This is a genomic window from Mesorhizobium sp. M7A.F.Ca.US.005.03.2.1 (assembly GCF_003997795.1).
In the GTDB taxonomy this organism is placed as follows: domain Bacteria; phylum Pseudomonadota; class Alphaproteobacteria; order Rhizobiales; family Rhizobiaceae; genus Mesorhizobium; species Mesorhizobium ciceri.
The window spans coordinates 1-15,342 of the sequence record NZ_RZRP01000052.1; the positions used below are offsets into that span (position 1 = coordinate 1).

14 protein-coding genes and 1 tRNA gene are annotated in these 15,342 nt (G+C 63.0%); 9 read left to right on the forward strand and 6 right to left on the reverse strand.

Annotated features, from left to right (window positions below):
• The first annotated feature begins 143 nt into the window (after nt 1-143).
• Nucleotides 144-219, forward strand: a tRNA-Ala gene (locus EN991_RS05165).
• 192 nt (nt 220-411) lie between these two features.
• Here EN991_RS05165 and dgoD read toward each other — a convergent pair.
• A complete protein-coding gene (dgoD, locus tag EN991_RS05170; protein ID WP_127368303.1) occupies nt 412-1,560 on the reverse strand; it encodes a galactonate dehydratase in 1,149 nt (382 codons plus the stop codon).
• An 8-nt stretch (nt 1,561-1,568) separates the two neighbouring features.
• Nucleotides 1,569-2,258: a FadR/GntR family transcriptional regulator gene (locus EN991_RS05175; protein WP_245460901.1), complete on the reverse strand. Its 690-nt coding sequence runs from the start codon at nt 2,256-2,258 to the stop codon at nt 1,569-1,571.
• 256 nt (nt 2,259-2,514) lie between these two features.
• Here EN991_RS05175 and EN991_RS05180 point away from each other — a divergent pair, with 256 nt between their 5' ends.
• The 7 genes from EN991_RS05180 to EN991_RS05210 all read left to right on the forward strand — a co-directional run bounded on the left by EN991_RS05180 (nt 2,515) and on the right by EN991_RS05210 (nt 10,368).
• The gene (locus tag EN991_RS05180) at nt 2,515-3,504 is read left to right on the forward strand and encodes an arabinose ABC transporter substrate-binding protein (RefSeq protein ID WP_024501894.1); all 990 of its coding nucleotides are present in this window, start codon (nt 2,515-2,517) and stop codon (nt 3,502-3,504) included.
• Between the two features lie 70 nt (nt 3,505-3,574).
• Nucleotides 3,575-5,086, forward strand: a complete 1,512-nt coding sequence (araG, locus tag EN991_RS05185) for an L-arabinose ABC transporter ATP-binding protein AraG (protein ID WP_027164219.1) — start codon at nt 3,575-3,577, stop codon at nt 5,084-5,086.
• 11 nt (nt 5,087-5,097) lie between these two features.
• Nucleotides 5,098-6,048 (forward strand): L-arabinose ABC transporter permease AraH, encoded by a 951-nt coding sequence (araH, locus tag EN991_RS05190; RefSeq protein ID WP_013528175.1) that lies wholly within the window; start codon nt 5,098-5,100, stop codon nt 6,046-6,048.
• A 13-nt stretch (nt 6,049-6,061) separates the two neighbouring features.
• Complete coding sequence (locus tag EN991_RS05195; RefSeq protein WP_127368305.1) at nt 6,062-6,952, forward strand: aldose 1-epimerase; 891 nt, start codon at nt 6,062-6,064, stop codon at nt 6,950-6,952.
• Nucleotides 6,945-7,724: an SDR family oxidoreductase gene (locus EN991_RS05200; RefSeq protein ID WP_127368306.1), complete on the forward strand. Its 780-nt coding sequence runs from the start codon at nt 6,945-6,947 to the stop codon at nt 7,722-7,724. Before EN991_RS05195 ends, EN991_RS05200 begins: the two co-directional genes overlap by 8 nt.
• Nucleotides 7,725-7,738: 14 nt before the next feature.
• Nucleotides 7,739-9,451, forward strand: coding sequence for an IlvD/Edd family dehydratase (locus EN991_RS05205; RefSeq protein WP_127368307.1), 1,713 nt, complete (start codon nt 7,739-7,741; stop codon nt 9,449-9,451).
• Nucleotides 9,452-9,462: 11 nt separating this feature from the next.
• On the forward strand, nt 9,463-10,368 hold the full coding sequence (locus EN991_RS05210; RefSeq protein ID WP_027164224.1) for a dihydrodipicolinate synthase family protein: 906 nt from the start codon (nt 9,463-9,465) through the stop codon (nt 10,366-10,368).
• A 14-nt stretch (nt 10,369-10,382) separates the two neighbouring features.
• Here EN991_RS05210 and EN991_RS05215 read toward each other — a convergent pair whose 3' ends face one another.
• The 4 genes from EN991_RS05215 to EN991_RS05230 form a co-directional block, all read right to left on the reverse strand.
• Nucleotides 10,383-11,129: an SDR family NAD(P)-dependent oxidoreductase gene (locus EN991_RS05215; RefSeq protein WP_013528170.1), complete on the reverse strand. Its 747-nt coding sequence runs from the start codon at nt 11,127-11,129 to the stop codon at nt 10,383-10,385.
• Nucleotides 11,130-11,195: 66 nt separating this feature from the next.
• A complete protein-coding gene (locus EN991_RS05220; protein ID WP_127368308.1) occupies nt 11,196-12,707 on the reverse strand; it encodes an altronate dehydratase family protein in 1,512 nt (503 codons plus the stop codon).
• Nucleotides 12,708-12,903: 196 nt separating this feature from the next.
• A complete protein-coding gene (locus tag EN991_RS05225) occupies nt 12,904-13,233 on the reverse strand; it encodes an L-rhamnose mutarotase (RefSeq protein ID WP_127368309.1) in 330 nt (109 codons plus the stop codon).
• A gap of 19 nt (nt 13,234-13,252) precedes the next feature.
• Nucleotides 13,253-13,927 (reverse strand): GntR family transcriptional regulator, encoded by a 675-nt coding sequence (locus EN991_RS05230; protein ID WP_013528167.1) that lies wholly within the window; start codon nt 13,925-13,927, stop codon nt 13,253-13,255.
• A gap of 322 nt (nt 13,928-14,249) precedes the next feature.
• Here EN991_RS05230 and EN991_RS05235 point away from each other — a divergent pair.
• Nucleotides 14,250-15,342 (forward strand): sugar ABC transporter ATP-binding protein (locus EN991_RS05235; RefSeq protein ID WP_164768872.1); only part of this gene is annotated, 1,093 nt, incomplete at its 3' end.

A 15,342-nucleotide genomic window follows, 5' to 3' on the forward strand; every position in this document is an offset into this window, starting at 1 on the left:
TTCGAGGACTGTGAAGAAAAAGCGACTCTCGAAGGCTTGATATCTGAGAAGGGCGGGGTTAGAAGCCGCCTGCACTAACGGCGCGGTCTCCAACCCGCGCCGGATCTCTTCGCCGGAAACGGCGCCGGTTGACTGCCGGAAGTGGGGCCATAGCTCAGTTGGGAGAGCGCTTGAATGGCATTCAAGAGGTCGTCGGTTCGATCCCGATTGGCTCCACCAAACAGTCCCTCTGCAATTCGCAGCCGATGAATGTGCCGCACTGCGGTCATCTGCGTTTGATGGTCAATTCAGGCAATGCCGCTGAAAGCCCCTCGATCAAACGGAACGAACGAGCCATTTCTCGAGAGCAACTGCTCGCCGGACAAAGTCTTCACTATTCCTGGAGTGCTTGGAGTCTGAAAGCCAGCCCGATCACCACTCGGCGAAGGAACCGTCCTTGTGGCGCCAGACCGGGTTGCGCCAGCGGTGGCCTTCCCTGGCACGTTCCTTGACATAATCCTCGTCGATCTCGACACCCAGGCCCGGGCCGTCGGGAATGGCGACATAACCATCCTCGTAGCGGAAGACATCCTTGTTGGCGGCATAGTCGAGCAGGTCGTTGGCGGCGTTGTAGTGGATGCCGAGGCTCTGCTCCTGGATGAAGCAGTTGTAGCTGACCGCGTCGAGCTGCAGGCACGAGGCAAGCGCGATCGGCCCGAGCGGGCAATGCGGCGCGACCGCGACATCATAGGCTTCCGCCATCGCCGCGATCTTGCGGCATTCTGTGATGCCGCCGGCATGCGACAGGTCGGGCTGGATGATGTCGACGACGCCTTCCTCGAACACGGACTTGAAGTCCCAGCGGCTATAGAGCCGCTCGCCGAGCGCGATCGGTGTCGAGCCAAGCGCGGCGATCTCCTTCAGCGCCTCGCGGTTTTCGCTGAGCACCGGCTCCTCGATGAACATCAGCCTATAGGGTTCGAGTTCCTTGACGAGCGCACGCGCCATCGGCCGGTGCACGCGGCCATGAAAATCGACAGCGATGCCGATGTTGGGCCCGACGGCCTCGCGCACCATGGCGACGCGTTCGACAGCGGCGTCGATCTTGTCATGGCTGTCGACGATCTGCAGTTCTTCGGTACCGTTCATCTTGAGCGCCAGGAAACCGCGCGCAACCATTTCCCTGGCGCCGGCCGCGACCTCCGCCGGGCGGTCGCCGCCGATCCAGGAATAGACCTTGATCGAGTCGCGCAGCTTGCCGCCGAGCAGTTCGTGCACGGGCACGCCGAGCGCCTTGCCCTTGATGTCCCACAGTGCCTGGTCGATGCCGGCAATGGCGCTCATCAGGATCGGGCCGCCGCGGTAGAAACCGCCGCGGTGCATCACCGTCCAGTGGTCCTCGATCAGGCGCGGATCCTTGCCGATGAGATAATCGCCAAGCTCCTTGACCGCCGCCTCGACGGTCAGCGCCCGGCCTTCGACCACCGGCTCGCCCCAGCCGGTGACGCCGGCATCGGTTTCGATCTTCAGGAACAGCCAGCGCGGCGGAACGATGTAGGTGGTGAGCGAGATGATTTTCATGCGCAGTCTCAGTTGCTCTTGAGTTTCTTGGCGCTGACGAGGTCGCGCGCCGCGAGGTCGAGGATCTTGTTTGCCGCGCCACGCGCGGCATCGGCATTGCGCATACGCAGCGCCTCGACCACCTCGCGGTGCGCCGCCACGGCCTCCATGCGCCGGCCGAGCGAAATCACCGCCGTCGCCTCCAGCGAGAATTTCAGCCCGGTGTCGATGAGATTACCGATCTGGCGAAAGATCGGGTTGTGGCTCGCGGCATAGACGATCTGGTGGAAAGCGATGTCGCTGTGCGAGAAGGCGGCGAGATCCTCGCCGGCGCCGGCCATGCCGCGCCAGGTGGCTTCGAGATCGGCGATCTCCTGCAGCGTCGCGCGCGTGGCGGCGAGTTCGGCAACCAGCGGCTCGATGGCCCGGCGAGTCTCAAGAATGGCGTCGAAGAGCTTGTCGTCCAGTGCATGCGGCGCGTGCCAGGCCAGCACCTGCGGGTCGATGATGTTCCAGTCGTCCTCGTTGCAGACGATCGTGCCGACGCGTGGCCGCGACAGCACCAGCCCTTTTGCCGCCAACACTTTCAGGGCCTCACGGATGACGGTGCGGCTGACGCTGTATTCGACGCCGAGCTCGTTTTCGGTCGGCAGTGAGGAGCCGGCCGGATAGCGCCCGGAAAAGATGTCCGAGGCAATCGCCTTGGTCACGTCGGGCATGACGCGCGGGCGGCGAGTGGCTGTGTCGCCTTGCGGTTTCTTCAAAGTCCCGGTCACCTCAGCCCTCCTCCAAGGCGGCGAACCGCTGGTTTCGCACAACCGGTCCGGCCTTAACGGATGCGGATCAATTGCGCCAGCGATCGCTGGTCAGAGCATGTACATTAATTATCATACCAGATCAATTGACGAGTATGATAAAAGCGATTAGAGACTCCGGCATCCGGGCTGAGCGCCCGGTCATCGCTGGGAGGTAATCATGCGACTTTTGAAGACCGCGCTCGTCGCGGGCGCGCTTGCCGTGCTGTCCGTCACGACCATCGCTGCATATGCTCAGGACACCAAAATCGGCTTCATCGTCAAACAGCCCGAGGAGCCGTGGTTCCAGGACGAATGGAAGTTCGCTGATCAGGCCGCCAAGGAAAAGGGCTTCACCCTGGTCAAGATCGGCGCCGAAGACGGTGAGAAGCTGATGTCGGCCATCGACAATCTCGGCGCCCAGGGCGCGCAGGGTTTCATCGTCTGCACGCCCGACGTGAAGCTCGGCCCCGGCATCGTCGCCAAGGCCGCCGCCAACAATCTCAAGCTGATGACTGTCGATGACCGCCTGGTCGGCGCCGACGGCAAGGCGCTGGAAGACGTGCCGCATATGGGCATCTCGGCAACCAAGATCGGCGAGGCGGTCGGCCAGGCGATCGTCGACGAGATGAAGGCGCGCGGCTGGAAGGCCGACGAGGTCGGCGCCATCCGCGTCTCTTACGACCAACTGCCGACCGCCGTCGACCGCGTCGAAGGCGCCATCTCGGTGCTCAAGGCAAACGGCTTCAAGGCCGAGAACATTTTTGACGCCCCTCAGGCCAAGACCGATACGGAAGCTGCCCTCAATGCGGCGACCGTCGTGCTCAACGCCCATGCCGAGATCAAGAAGTGGGTTTCTTTCGGCCTCAACGACGAAGCGGTGCTGGGTGCGGTGCGTGCCTCCGAAAGCGTCGGCATCCCCGCTGATAGCGTGATCGGCGTTGGCATTGGCGGCGCGGATTCGGCGATCAACGAGTTCAAGAAGCCGACGGCCACCGGCTTCGTCGGCACCGTGATCATCTCGCCGAAGCGTCATGGCTACGAAACGGCGCTCAACATGTATGACTGGGTTGCCAGCAACAAGGAGCCGGAGAAGCTGATCCTGACTTCCGGTGCACTCGCCAAGCGCGACGACTACCAGAAGGTCCGCCAGGGCCTCGGCATCGAATAATCCTCCCTGTACAAACAGGCGGCGGCTCATCCCGCCGCCTGTTTGCCATTCCATAAGAGGATCGCTGCCCGTGTCCTTTCTCGACTTCTCGCACATCACCAAGACCTATCCGGGCGTCAAGGCGCTGTCGGACGTCTCGTTCGGCGTCGACAAAGGCGCCGTGCATGGGCTGATGGGCGAGAACGGCGCCGGCAAATCCACCCTGATCAAGATACTGTCCGGCGACCAGCATGCCGATCAGGGCGAGATCCGCATCGACGGCAGGGTTCAGGCCTATACGTCGACCCGGGATGCCTTCGACAATGGCGTCATCGTCATTCATCAGGAACTGCAGCTGGTTCCTGAACTCACCGTTGCCGAAAATCTCAGCCTCGGTCGTTTCCCTGCCAACGCCGGCATCATCGCCGGCCGCCGGATGCTGGACGACGTCGGCGCCAAGCTGAAATCGGCCGGCATCGACATCGACATGCGCCGCAAGGTCAAGACGCTGTCCATCGGCGAACGCCAGATGGTCGAGATCGCCAAGGCGATCATGCTCGACGCACGCGTTATCGCGCTGGACGAACCGACCTCGTCGCTGTCCTCGCGCGAAAGCGAAATCCTGTTTGCCCTGATCGACCGCCTGCGCGGCGAGGGCAAGGTCATCATCTACGTCTCGCACAGGCTCGACGAAGTGTTCCGGCTCTGCGACAGCCTGACCGTGCTGCGCGACGGCAAGCTCGCGGCGCACCATGCGTCGCTGAAAGGCGTCACCCGCGACCAGGTCGTCGCCGAAATGGTCGGCCGCGAGATTTCGGATATCTGGGGTTTTCGCGCACGAAAAACGGGCGATGTCCGCCTGAAGGTCGACGCTCTCAGCGGCCCCAAACTGAAGACGCCGGCCAGTTTCGAGGCGAGGGCAGGCGAGATCGTCGGCTTCTTCGGCCTGATCGGCGCCGGGCGCTCGGAACTGATGCGGCTGGTCTATGGCGCCGATCCGCGCTCGGGCGGCACCATCACCGTCGACGGCAAGCTGGTCCCTGCCACCGATCCGCGTGGTACGATCCGGGCCGGCATCGTGCTGTGTTCGGAGGATCGCAAGCATGACGGCATCATCCAGGGCCGCTCGGTCGAGGAGAACATCAACATCTCGTCGCGGCGCCATCACACGCGCTTCGGCGTGTTGAACCGCGCCAGCGAGATCGCCACCGCCGAAACCTTCATCAAGAAGCTCAAGGTGCGCACGCCGTCGCGCAAGCAGGACATCATCAACCTCTCCGGCGGCAACCAGCAGAAGGTCATTCTTGGCCGCTGGCTGTCCGAACAAGGGGTGCGGGTGCTCATTGTCGACGAGCCGACGCGCGGCATCGACGTCGGTGCCAAATCGGAAATCTATGAACTGCTCTACCAGCTTGCGCAGGACGGCATGGCGATCGTTGTCGTCTCGTCCGAACTGCCGGAGGTGATGGGCATCTGCGATCGCATTCTGGTGATGTGCGGCGGCCGCGTCAGCGCCGAGCTCACCCGCGACCAGTTCGCCGAAAGGGCGATCCTGGCCGCCGCTCTCCCCGATCAGAAAACCCCCGACGCGATCGCATCTTGAGGACTTTTGGCATGACCGACCAGTTGAAAAAAATCCTGCTCGGCGAACAGGGCCTCGTCGTCATCTTTGTCGTCGCCTTCGCGCTGGTGTCGGCTCTGGTGCCGAATTTCCTCACCGACCGCAATATGCTCGGCCTGCTGCAGTCGGTGGTCACCGTCGGTATCGTCGCCTGCACCATGATGTTCTGCCTTGCCGCACGCGACTTCGACCTGTCGGTCGGCTCCATCGTCGCCTTTGCCGGCATGGTCGCTGTGATGGCGTCGAATTACACCGGCTCGATCCTGCTTGGCCTCTTGGCGGCAATTGCCAGCGGCGCCTTCGTCGGCTTCATCAATGGCGTCGTCATCGCCAAATTCCGCATCAACGCGCTGATCACGACGCTGGCCACCATGCAGATCGTGCGCGGGTTTGCGCTGATTGCGTCCGACGGCCGCGCCGTCGGCATCAACAGCCCGGATTTCTACCAGCTCGCGCTGTCCAAACTGCTCGGCATTCCGACGCCGGTCTGGGTGCTCGCCATCCTGTTTTGCATCTTCGGCTTCGTCCTCAACCGCACCGTCTTCGGCAAGAACACATTGGCCATCGGCGGCAATCCGGAGGCTTCGCGCCTTGCCGGCGTCAATGTCGACCGGACGCGCATCTGGATTTTTGCGCTGCAAGGCGTCGTCTGCGGCATCGCCGGCATCCTGCTGGCGTCGCGCATCACCTCGGGCCAGCCCAACGCGGCGGTCGGACTGGAACTCTCGGTCATCTCGGCCTGCGTGCTCGGCGGCGTCTCGCTTGCCGGCGGCCGCGCCACCATGTCGGGCGTCATCGTCGGCGTGCTGATCATGGGCATCGCCGAGAACGCCATGAACCTGCTCAACATCCCGGCCTTTTACCAGTACATCGTGCGCGGCGTTATTTTGCTCCTGGCCGTGCTGCTCGACAATCTGCGCTCGTCGGCTTTGGGCCGGCGTTGAGTCGGGGCAGGGCATGTCGGCTGGAATACTACTGGAAAGCAATCGGCTGTGCGTCGAGATCAGCCCCTCTGGCAGCGCAATCGTCAACGGCCATACGGCCGACGGGGTGCCATTCCTGCGTCCCTACCAAGGCGAGGCCGAGTTCGACGTTGTGCACTGCGCTTGCTTTCCGATGGTGCCGATCGGCAATCGCGTCGAGGGCAATGCGTTTTCCTGCGGCGGTCAAAACTTCACGCTGGCGCCCAACACGACTGATCCTTTCTATATTCACGGTGACGGCTGGCAGGCGAACTGGAAGGTCGAGGAGCATCGCGTCGACCGCCTCGATTTGGCCTTCGATCATCCGCGCCGCGTCGACTCGCCCTATGTCTACCATGCGCGACAGTCGTTCCGGCTCGCCGGCGCGCGGCTGGAACTCCGGCTTGCCGTCGAAAATACCGGCGTCATTCCACTGCCATTCGGCCTCGGTTTCCATCCATTCTTTCCGCGCACGCCGCGGACGACCTTGTTTGCGCCGGCCGAAACCTGGTGGACAGAGCGCGACGGGCACCTTCCAGCGTCCAGGAGCGCCATTGCCGACGATGTCGCTTTCTCAACGCCGCGCCATTTGCCCGACCGTTGGCTGAACAATGGCTTCGAAGGGTGGAGCGGCATCGCGCGCATCATCTGGCCGGAGCATTGTCTGGGGATCGACATCGAGGCGGACGCGGAGCTCGACCGCTACATGCTCTTTGCGCCGGACACGGACCGAAGCTTCTTCTGCCTGGAGCCGATGAGCCATACCCCAAATGCGTTGAAGCATTTCGATGCCGACCCAATGGGGATCAAGGTACTTTCCCCCGGCGAGGTTCTCAGAGCAAGATTCGCAATGACCGTCTTCGACTGGAGCGACAACCATGGCTGAGCGCCTTTCCGGCAAACGCATCTTCCTGACCGGCGCCGCGCAAGGCATCGGGCTGGCGATCGCCGAGGCCTGCCTTGCCGAAGGCGCAAGACTGTTCCTGGTCGACCGCGACGGCGCACTGCTGGACAAGACCGTCGCGGGCCTCGCCGTGCCGCGCGGCCATGTCGGGCATGCGGCAGCCGACATCAGCGACGGTGCCGCGATTGCCGCTGTCGTCAGCCAAGCGGCCGCCGAGATCGGCCCCATCAACGCGCTGATCAACAATGCCGGGGTCAATGTGTTCTCGACGCCGCTCGAGGCGACCGAGGAGGAATGGAACCGCAACTTCGACGTCAACGTCAAGGGCGCCTGGAATTGCAGCAAGGCGGTGTTGCCGGGCATGATCGCGAGCGGCGGCGGCGCCATCCTCAACATCGCCTCGACGCACAGCTTCACCATCATCCCACACACCTTTCCCTATCCGGTCGCCAAGCACGCGCTGCTCGGCCTGACCAAATCGCTGGCGCTCGAATATGCGGCGCAAGGGGTGCGCGTGAACGCGCTGGCGCCCGGCTATGTCGAAACCCAGAAGGCGATCGACTACTGGAACAGCTTTGCCGATCCGGCCACAGCACGCGCCAACACCATGGCGCTACATCCTGGCGGCCGCATCGCCACGGCGCGCGAGATTGCGCTGGCTGCGGTGTTCATGATTTCCGACGAGTGCCCGTTCATGAATGCGGCCACGCTCGTCGTAGATGGTGGGCTGAGCCAGCTCCAGCATCCAGCCTGAATTCCGGGAAAATCATGACCAAGAGACGATCGCAGCACTGGTTCGGCGGGCAGGGCAAGGACGCCTTCATTCACCGCAGCTGGATGAAGAACAACGGCCTGCCCGACGATGCCTTCGACGGCCGCCCGGTGATCGGCATCTGCAACACCTTCTCCGAATTCACGCCTTGTCACGTGCATTTCCGTGGCCTGATCGAGCACATCAAGGCGGGCGTGCTGGAAGCCGGCGGCCTGCCGCTGGAATTCCCGGTCTTCTCCTGCGGCGAATCCAATCTGCGCCCGACGGCGATGCTGTTCCGCAATCTCGCCTCGATGGATGTCGAGGAAGCGATCCGCGGCAATCCGATGGACGGTGTCGTGCTGATGGCAGGCTGCGACAAGACCACCCCGTCGCTGGTCATGGGCGCGGCCTCCTGCGACCTGCCGTCGATCGTCATTTCCGGCGGGCCGATGCTCAATGGCCGTTTCCAGGGCCGCGAGATAGGTTCCGGCACCGATGTCTGGAAATTCTCCGAGGATGTCCGCGCCGGCGTGATGAGCGAGCAGGATTTCGCTAATGCCGAGAGTGCCATGTCACGCTCGCCGGGTCATTGCATGACCATGGGCACGGCCTCGACCATGGCCTCGATGGTCGAAGCGCTCGGCCTGGCGCTGCCGGGCAACGCTGCCTATCCGGCGGTCGACGCGCGCCGCAGTCGCATCGCCCGCATGACGGGGCGGCGCATCGTCGAGATGGTCAATGAGAATCTCCGCCCGTCCGCCATCCTCAAGAAAGAAGCTTTCGCCAACGCCATCCGTGTCAATGGTGCCATCGGCGGCTCGACCAATGCGGTCGTGCATCTGCTGGCGATTGCCGGCCGCGTCGGCACCGAACTGACACTGGACGATTGGGATCGGTATGGCCGCGATGTACCGACCATCCTCGACCTGATGCCGTCAGGCCGCTTCCTGATGGAGGACTTCTGCTACGCAGGCGGCATTCCGGCGGTCATGAAGGAGATTGGCGATCTGCTCGATCTCGACGTGCTGACCGTCACCGGCAAGACCGTGCGCGACAACATCCGTGACGCTGAAAACTACAATCCCGAGGTGATCCGCCCGCGCGACAAGGCGCTTACTCCCAATGGCGGTATCGCGGTGCTGCGTGGCAATCTGGCGCCCGACGGCGCCATCATCAAGCCGTCAGCCGCGTCACCGGCCCTGATGAAGCATCGCGGCCGCGCCGTCGTCTTCGAGGACATCGACGACTACAAGGCGCGCGTCGACGATCCCGCGCTCGACGTCGACGAAGCGTCGATCATGGTGCTGAAGAATTGCGGCCCCAAGGGCTATCCGGGGATGGCCGAGGTCGGCAACATGGCGCTGCCCCGGAAGCTGCTGAAGCAGGGTGTCCGCGACATGATCCGCATCTCCGATGCCCGCATGTCCGGCACCGCCTTCGGCACCGTCGTGCTGCATGCCGCACCCGAAGCCGCCATCGGCGGCCCGCTGGCGCTGGTCAGGAGCGGCGACTTCATCGAGCTCGACGTCGAAGCAAGGAAGCTGCATCTCGACGTGTCGGCACAGGAGCTGGCGCGGCGTCGTGAATCCTGGCTACCGCCCGTCCCGGCGATGCGCGGCGGCTATCAGGGCCTCTATGTCGACCGTGTCCTGCAGGCGGACCGCGGCGCCGATCTCGACTTTCTCGTCGGATGCCGTGGCCACGCCATTCCACGCGAAAGCCATTGAGGCCGACCAGCATGCCCAATTTCCGGCCTGACGATTTCCACGGCATTCACGCCATTCTCTACGCGCTCTTTGACGCGAACGAACAACTGGACCGCGCGGCGATGCGTCGGCAGGTCGAGATCTGCCTGGCGACGGGCGTGCACGGCATGGCGGCGCTCGGCCTGGCGACGGAAGTCGCCAAGCTGACCGAGGCCGAGCGCCGGACGATCATGGACTGGACGGCGGAAGATACGGCTGGAAAAGTGCCGCTTGCCTTCACCATCTTCGGCGCTTCGGTGGCTGAGCAGGTGGCACAGCTTCGCCATGCTGAAAGCGTGGGAGCGGATTGGGTGATCCTGCAGCCGCCGCCGGTCGGATCCTATGGTGCGCTGGAATACACCAGGTTCTTCGGCCGCGTCGCCGAGGCAACCGACCTGCCGGTGGCGATCCAGAACGCGCCGGCGTTTTTCGGGCGCGGCCTGTCATCGGACGAGATCCGCGAACTTGTCACGCTTCATCCCAACATAAGGCTGATCAAGGGCGAAGGCCCTGTCACCGACATTGCCGGATTAATCGAACGCACCGAAGGCCGGATACCCGTTTTCAACGGACGCGGCGGCCTTGAACTGATCGACAATTTCCGCATCGGTTGCCGCGGCATGATCCTGGCGCCTGATGGCATCGACCTCGCCGTGCGCGCCTACAATGCGTTTCGGATCGGTGACGAAGCGACGGCCGAGGCCGAGTACGCAAGAATGCTGCCGGCAGCGGTCTTCGTCATGCAGGGCATCGAGAACCTGATCTGCTACGGCAAGCGGCTGTTCGGCGCCCGCGCAGGCATCCCGATACACGACCGGGCTCCGGCGATGCGGCCCAACGAGACCGGCGTGGCGATGGTGGCGCGCTTTGCGGCTGGCCTCGGTCGGTTGCCTGGCTGAACGGCAACTGCCCTTCAATAGGTCGTCCGCCCACCCGACAGGTCGAACGTGGAGGCGGTCGTGAAACTGTTCTCCTTGGAGACGAGCCAGGCGACCATCGCCGCGGCTTCGTCGACCTCCAGCAGGCGGCCGCGCGGAATGCGCGAGCGCATATATTCGATGTGCTCCGGCGTCAGCTGTTCGAGGATGCGCGTCTGTGCCGTGGCCGGCGAGATGCAGTTCACGGCGATGTCGTACTGCGCCAGTTCCTTGCCGAGCGACTTGGTCAAGCCGATGACCGCCGCCTTCGAGGCTGAATAGGCGGAGGCGTTGGGGTTGCCCTCCTTGCCGGCGACGGAAGCGATGTTGACGATCCGTCCGTAATTGCGCTCCTTCATCCCGGGAACCACGGCGCGATTGACGTAGAACGTACCGTTTACGTTGACGTCGATGACCTTCTTCCACGTCTCGATGTCGTAGACGTCGAGCGGGGCGGCAGGGCCGGCAATTCCGGCGGAATTGACCAGAATGGAAATCTTGCCGGCCAGATCTTCGGTCCTGGCGCGCGCCGCGTCCACCGACGTCCAATCGGCGACGTCCACGATCTCTGTCGTGGCAGCGTTGCCGAGTTCCTTCTTGGCGGTTTCGAGGCGGGCCTCATCGAGATCCCACAAGCTGACCGTCGCGCCGGAAGCGACGAAACGCCTGGCCATCGCGAAGCCGAGGCCTTGGGCGCCACCGGTGACCACAGCGTGCTGGCCGTCAAGATCGATCCTGTTCATGTCGAGCGGTTCTTTCCGTTTGAGCTACTTCCGGGATAAAGGCCGGCCTGTGCAGGCCGGCGATCGCTACATGGTCGCGCCAAGGCTCCATGGCACGAACTCGTTGTCGCCATAGCCGAGCGCTTCCGACCTGGTGCGCCCGCCGGAAGCGACGCGCAGGATCTCGGCAAAGATCTCCTCGCCCTTCTCGGCCAGCGAGACGCCGTCCAGTATGTCTCCGCAATTGATATCCATGTCCTCGCGCATCTGCTCGAAGATGAAGGTGTTGGAGGCAAGCTTGATCGAGGGCGTCGGCTTGCAGCCGAAGGCCGAACCGCGGCCGGTGGTGAAGCACAATATGTTGGCGCCGCCGGCGACCTGCCCGGTGGCCGAGACCGGGTCGTAGCCGGGCGTATCCATGAAGACGAGGCCGCGCTCGTTGATCGGCTCGGCATATTCCAGCACCGCCCGCAGATTGGTGGTGCCGCCCTTGGCGGAAGCGCCGAGCGATTTCTCCAGGATGGTCGTCAACCCACCCAGCTTGTTGCCGGGCGAAGGGTTGTTGTTCATCTCCATGTCGTGCCTGGCGGTATAATCCTCCCACCAGCGGATGCGTTCGATCAGCTTTTCGCCCACCGCGCGGCTCTCGGCGCGCAAGGCGAGGAGATGTTCGGCGCCATAGATCTCGGGCGTCTCCGAGAGCACCGCCGTACCGCCTTGCCCGACAAGCAGGTCCACCGCAGCACCTAGTGCCGGATTGGCGCTGATGCCGGAGTAACCGTCCGATCCGCCGCATTGCAGCGCAAGCACCAGTTCGGAGGCTGGTTGCGGCGTCCTTTCGGCGGCGTTCACCGTAGGCAGCATGTCGACGATCGCCTTCACGCCAGCCTCGACCGTCTTTCGCGTACCGCCGGTTTCCTGGATGGTCATCGTGCGGAAAATCGTGCTCTCCTCGATGTTGTACGACTGCATCCAGCGTGGGATCTGGAACGCTTCGCAGCCGAGTCCGACCATCAGCACGCCGCCGACATTGGGGTTCGTGGCAAAGCCCCATTGAGTCCGTTTCAACAGGTCGTAAGCGGGACCCTTGGTGTCGATGCCGCAGCCAGTGCCGTGGACGAGTGCGATGATACCGTCGACATTGGGATAGTCGTGCAGGATGCCAGACCGGTTGACCTCGTCGGTGATGAACCGGGCGACGCTGGCAGAGCAGTTCACCGAGGTCAGGACGGCAATGAAGTTGCGCGTGCCCACCTTGCCGCTCGGTCGGCGGTAACCCATGAAAGTAGCGCGCTCGGCCTCGGCAACGATCTCGGTTTGCCTGGTATTCGTGCCGAAGACGTAGTCGCGTTCGAAATTTCGCAGATACACATTGTGCTCGTGAACCCAGTCGCCGGCGACGATTGGTTCCCGCGCAAAACCGATGGTCTGGCCGTATTTCACGATCGGCTGGTCCGAGCCGATGTCGCGCAAGGCCATTTTGTGCCCGCGCGGTATGCGTGCCCTGGCAGCCACGTCACCGGCTTTTTCGCCGATCTTCAACGGATCGACCGCCAGAAGAATGTTGTCGGCCCCCGAAAGCTTGATGAACCGCGCCATGACCCAAACTCTGAAAAAGTTCTCCGCGACAGGAGGTCGAGAGACAAGAAATGATTTGGAATACTAATATAATAGAATGTCAGAGGTCAAGGAGGTCAAGGCCGGAGACTGCATGAGGTCGTCGTGAAAGACGGACCGGTCGCCACGTCGTTGGGGCATATCCGGGAGAGAAAGCGACTGCCCGACAACGTTCTGGTCAATCGAGATGGAAGACCTCTTCCATGGCCGCCCACCATTCGCCGTCGGCGCGCGTCGGCAGCGGCGTCTGCATGGGGTCGCACAGTTCCCACCATTTGGGCATGGCCGGCGACTCGCTCATCCGCGCTGCATCCCTGGCGAAGTCGCTGCCGTGATACTCCCAGCAGGCGAACAGAAGGTTCTCCGGTTCGCGCAGGAAGATCGAATAGTTGCGGATGTTGGCGCGGCTGATGACGTCGAGCACTTCGGGCCAGACGGCGGCGTGGACGCGCTTATAGTCCGCGATCGCCTCGGCTTTCACGCCGATACAAAGTCCCATTCTTTGCATGCTGGTTGCTCGCGGGGCTTCAGCCGAGAAGGTCGGCGGCGACTTCGAGCGTGTTGCGGAACGACGTCTCGAGATGATGTTCCATGGCCCGTGCCGCACCCTCGGCGTCGTGGCGCTTCAGGGCGTCGAAAATGGCCTCGTGCTGCTCGATCGTCTGTTCGCCATAACCCGGTCTTGGGATGGCGAGATAGCGCCCGCGATCCATCTGTGCCTTTGAGATGTCGACGGCTCTCCAGATCATCGGCAGGCCGCAGATCTCGGCTATGGTGCGGTGGAAGACATCGTCGAGTTGTATCGCGGTGGCATATCTGCCGCGGGATATGGCAAGCCGGTGCGCCGCCATGTTGTCTTCCAGCAATTCGCTGGCTGCCGCTGTGAACTTGGCGGCCGCGCGTCGGGCGCTTTCCATCTCCAGTGCCCGCCGGATGACATAGGCTTCTTCCAGGTCGGCCCGGCTGATCGGAGCAACATAGGTGCCGGTCTGCGCCAGGATCTTGACCAGGCCCTCGTCGCTGATGCGCTTGACCGCTTCGCGAACGGGGGTGCGAGACACCCCCAGGGCCTCCGCGATGGCGACCTCGTTGATGACCTCTCCCGGCTTCAACTGCCCGACGACGATCAGGTTGCGGATCTTGTGGTAGATCTGATCGCGGAGCGGAAGAGCCCGATTGAGCGTCGAAGGATCCAGGTCCATTGCAAATCCGTGTCTTCGTTCACCAGAAATGGCCAGATAATACTAGAATGTCAATTGGAACGCATCCAATACAAGCGTGGGGTCGGGGACGCACCACGTCATGACGACCCGCCGGAATCCAGCTTGCCAGAACTGTTATATTAGTGCAATAGTGAGGATGAACGATGGAAAATTCAGTCCGGGACTGAGGCTTGGATCTTCAACAGCGCAGGCCATTCAAGCTTGTTCGAAGAAGCCCGACTGCGTTTGCAGCGCTATTATACTAACATATCGAAGGCCGATGTAGCGCACCGGCCGGCCGCCAGGAGGAACCTAGCCAGATATGACCGTCGCCGCCGATTGCGCCTTGGATATGCGAGGCATCAGCAAGAACTTTCCAGGCGTGAAGGCTCTGTCCAACGTCAATTTTGCCGTGAAATTCGGCACCGTTCATGCGGTCGTGGGTGAGAACGGCGCCGGCAAATCGACGCTCATGAAGATCCTCAACGGATCCTACGCGCCCACCAGCGGCACGATCAAAGTCGGTGGCGCCGAGGTGCGCATGCGCCGGCCCGCCGACGCCCAGGCGCTCGGCATCCGCATGGTGCACCAGGAAATCAATCTGGTCCCCGACCTGACCGTCGCCGAGAACGTCTATCTCGGCCGCATGCCCGGCAAATGGACCTTTCTGCGCAAGCGCGAGATGGTCAGGGCGGCGGCTGCCGTCCTCGACGAGCTCGGAGCGGCCATCAATCCGCGTGAACGGCTCGGCAACCTTTCTATCAGCCAGCAGCAGCTCGTCGAGATCGCCAAGGCCTATGCGGCGCAGCCGAGGATCATCGTGCTGGACGAGCCGACATCCAGCCTCAGCGAGCATGAGACGGCGGCGCTGTTCCGGATCCTGCGCAAGATGCGCGATGACGGCATCGCCATCGTCTACATCAGCCATCGGCTGAAGGAGGTGCTCGAAATCGCCGATGAGGTGACGGTGCTGCGCGATGGCTCAATGATCGAGACGCGTCCGATCAAGGGCATAAAGGCTGCCGATATGATCAGGCTGATGGTCGGTCGCGAAGTTAGCAATGTCTTCCCGAAAAGTCCGGCCGCGATCGGCAAGTCCGTGTTGCGCGTGGAGCATATCAGCGACCGACAGCGCTTCCGCGATGTCAGCTTCGATGTGCGCGCCGGCGAGATACTGGGCTTGACCGGCTTGGTGGGCGCTGGTCGCACCGAGGTTGCCCGCGCAATCTTCGGCCTGTCGCGGCTTGTCGAGGGCACGGTCAGCGTCAACGGACGCGAGGTCTCGATCAACTCGCCATCCCAGGCGGTCAGGGCAGGCATTGCCTATGTTCCGGAAGATCGCAAGGGCGATGGCGTCGTGCCTGGAATGTCGGTCCGGGAAAACATCAGCCTGCCCATCCTGCGCCGCCTGACCC

Bases quoted from the DNA above. Each gene is read 5' to 3' on its own strand.
- dgoD (WP_127368303.1), bottom strand. From the start codon at position 1,560: ATGAAAATCATCTCGCTCACCACCTACATCGTTCCGCCGCGCTGGCTG.
- EN991_RS05175 (WP_245460901.1), bottom strand. From the start codon at position 2,258: ATGCCCGACGTGACCAAGGCGATTGCCTCGGACATCTTTTCCGGGCGC.
- EN991_RS05180 (WP_024501894.1), top strand. From the start codon at position 2,515: ATGCGACTTTTGAAGACCGCGCTCGTCGCGGGCGCGCTTGCCGTGCTG.
- araH (WP_013528175.1), top strand. From the start codon at position 5,098: ATGACCGACCAGTTGAAAAAAATCCTGCTCGGCGAACAGGGCCTCGTC.
- EN991_RS05195 (WP_127368305.1), top strand. From the start codon at position 6,062: ATGTCGGCTGGAATACTACTGGAAAGCAATCGGCTGTGCGTCGAGATC.
- EN991_RS05200 (WP_127368306.1), top strand. From the start codon at position 6,945: ATGGCTGAGCGCCTTTCCGGCAAACGCATCTTCCTGACCGGCGCCGCG.
- EN991_RS05205 (WP_127368307.1), top strand. From the start codon at position 7,739: ATGACCAAGAGACGATCGCAGCACTGGTTCGGCGGGCAGGGCAAGGAC.
- EN991_RS05210 (WP_027164224.1), top strand. From the start codon at position 9,463: ATGCCCAATTTCCGGCCTGACGATTTCCACGGCATTCACGCCATTCTC.
- EN991_RS05215 (WP_013528170.1), bottom strand. From the start codon at position 11,129: ATGAACAGGATCGATCTTGACGGCCAGCACGCTGTGGTCACCGGTGGC.
- EN991_RS05220 (WP_127368308.1), bottom strand. From the start codon at position 12,707: ATGGCGCGGTTCATCAAGCTTTCGGGGGCCGACAACATTCTTCTGGCG.
- EN991_RS05225 (WP_127368309.1), bottom strand. From the start codon at position 13,233: ATGCAAAGAATGGGACTTTGTATCGGCGTGAAAGCCGAGGCGATCGCG.
- EN991_RS05230 (WP_013528167.1), bottom strand. From the start codon at position 13,927: ATGGACCTGGATCCTTCGACGCTCAATCGGGCTCTTCCGCTCCGCGAT.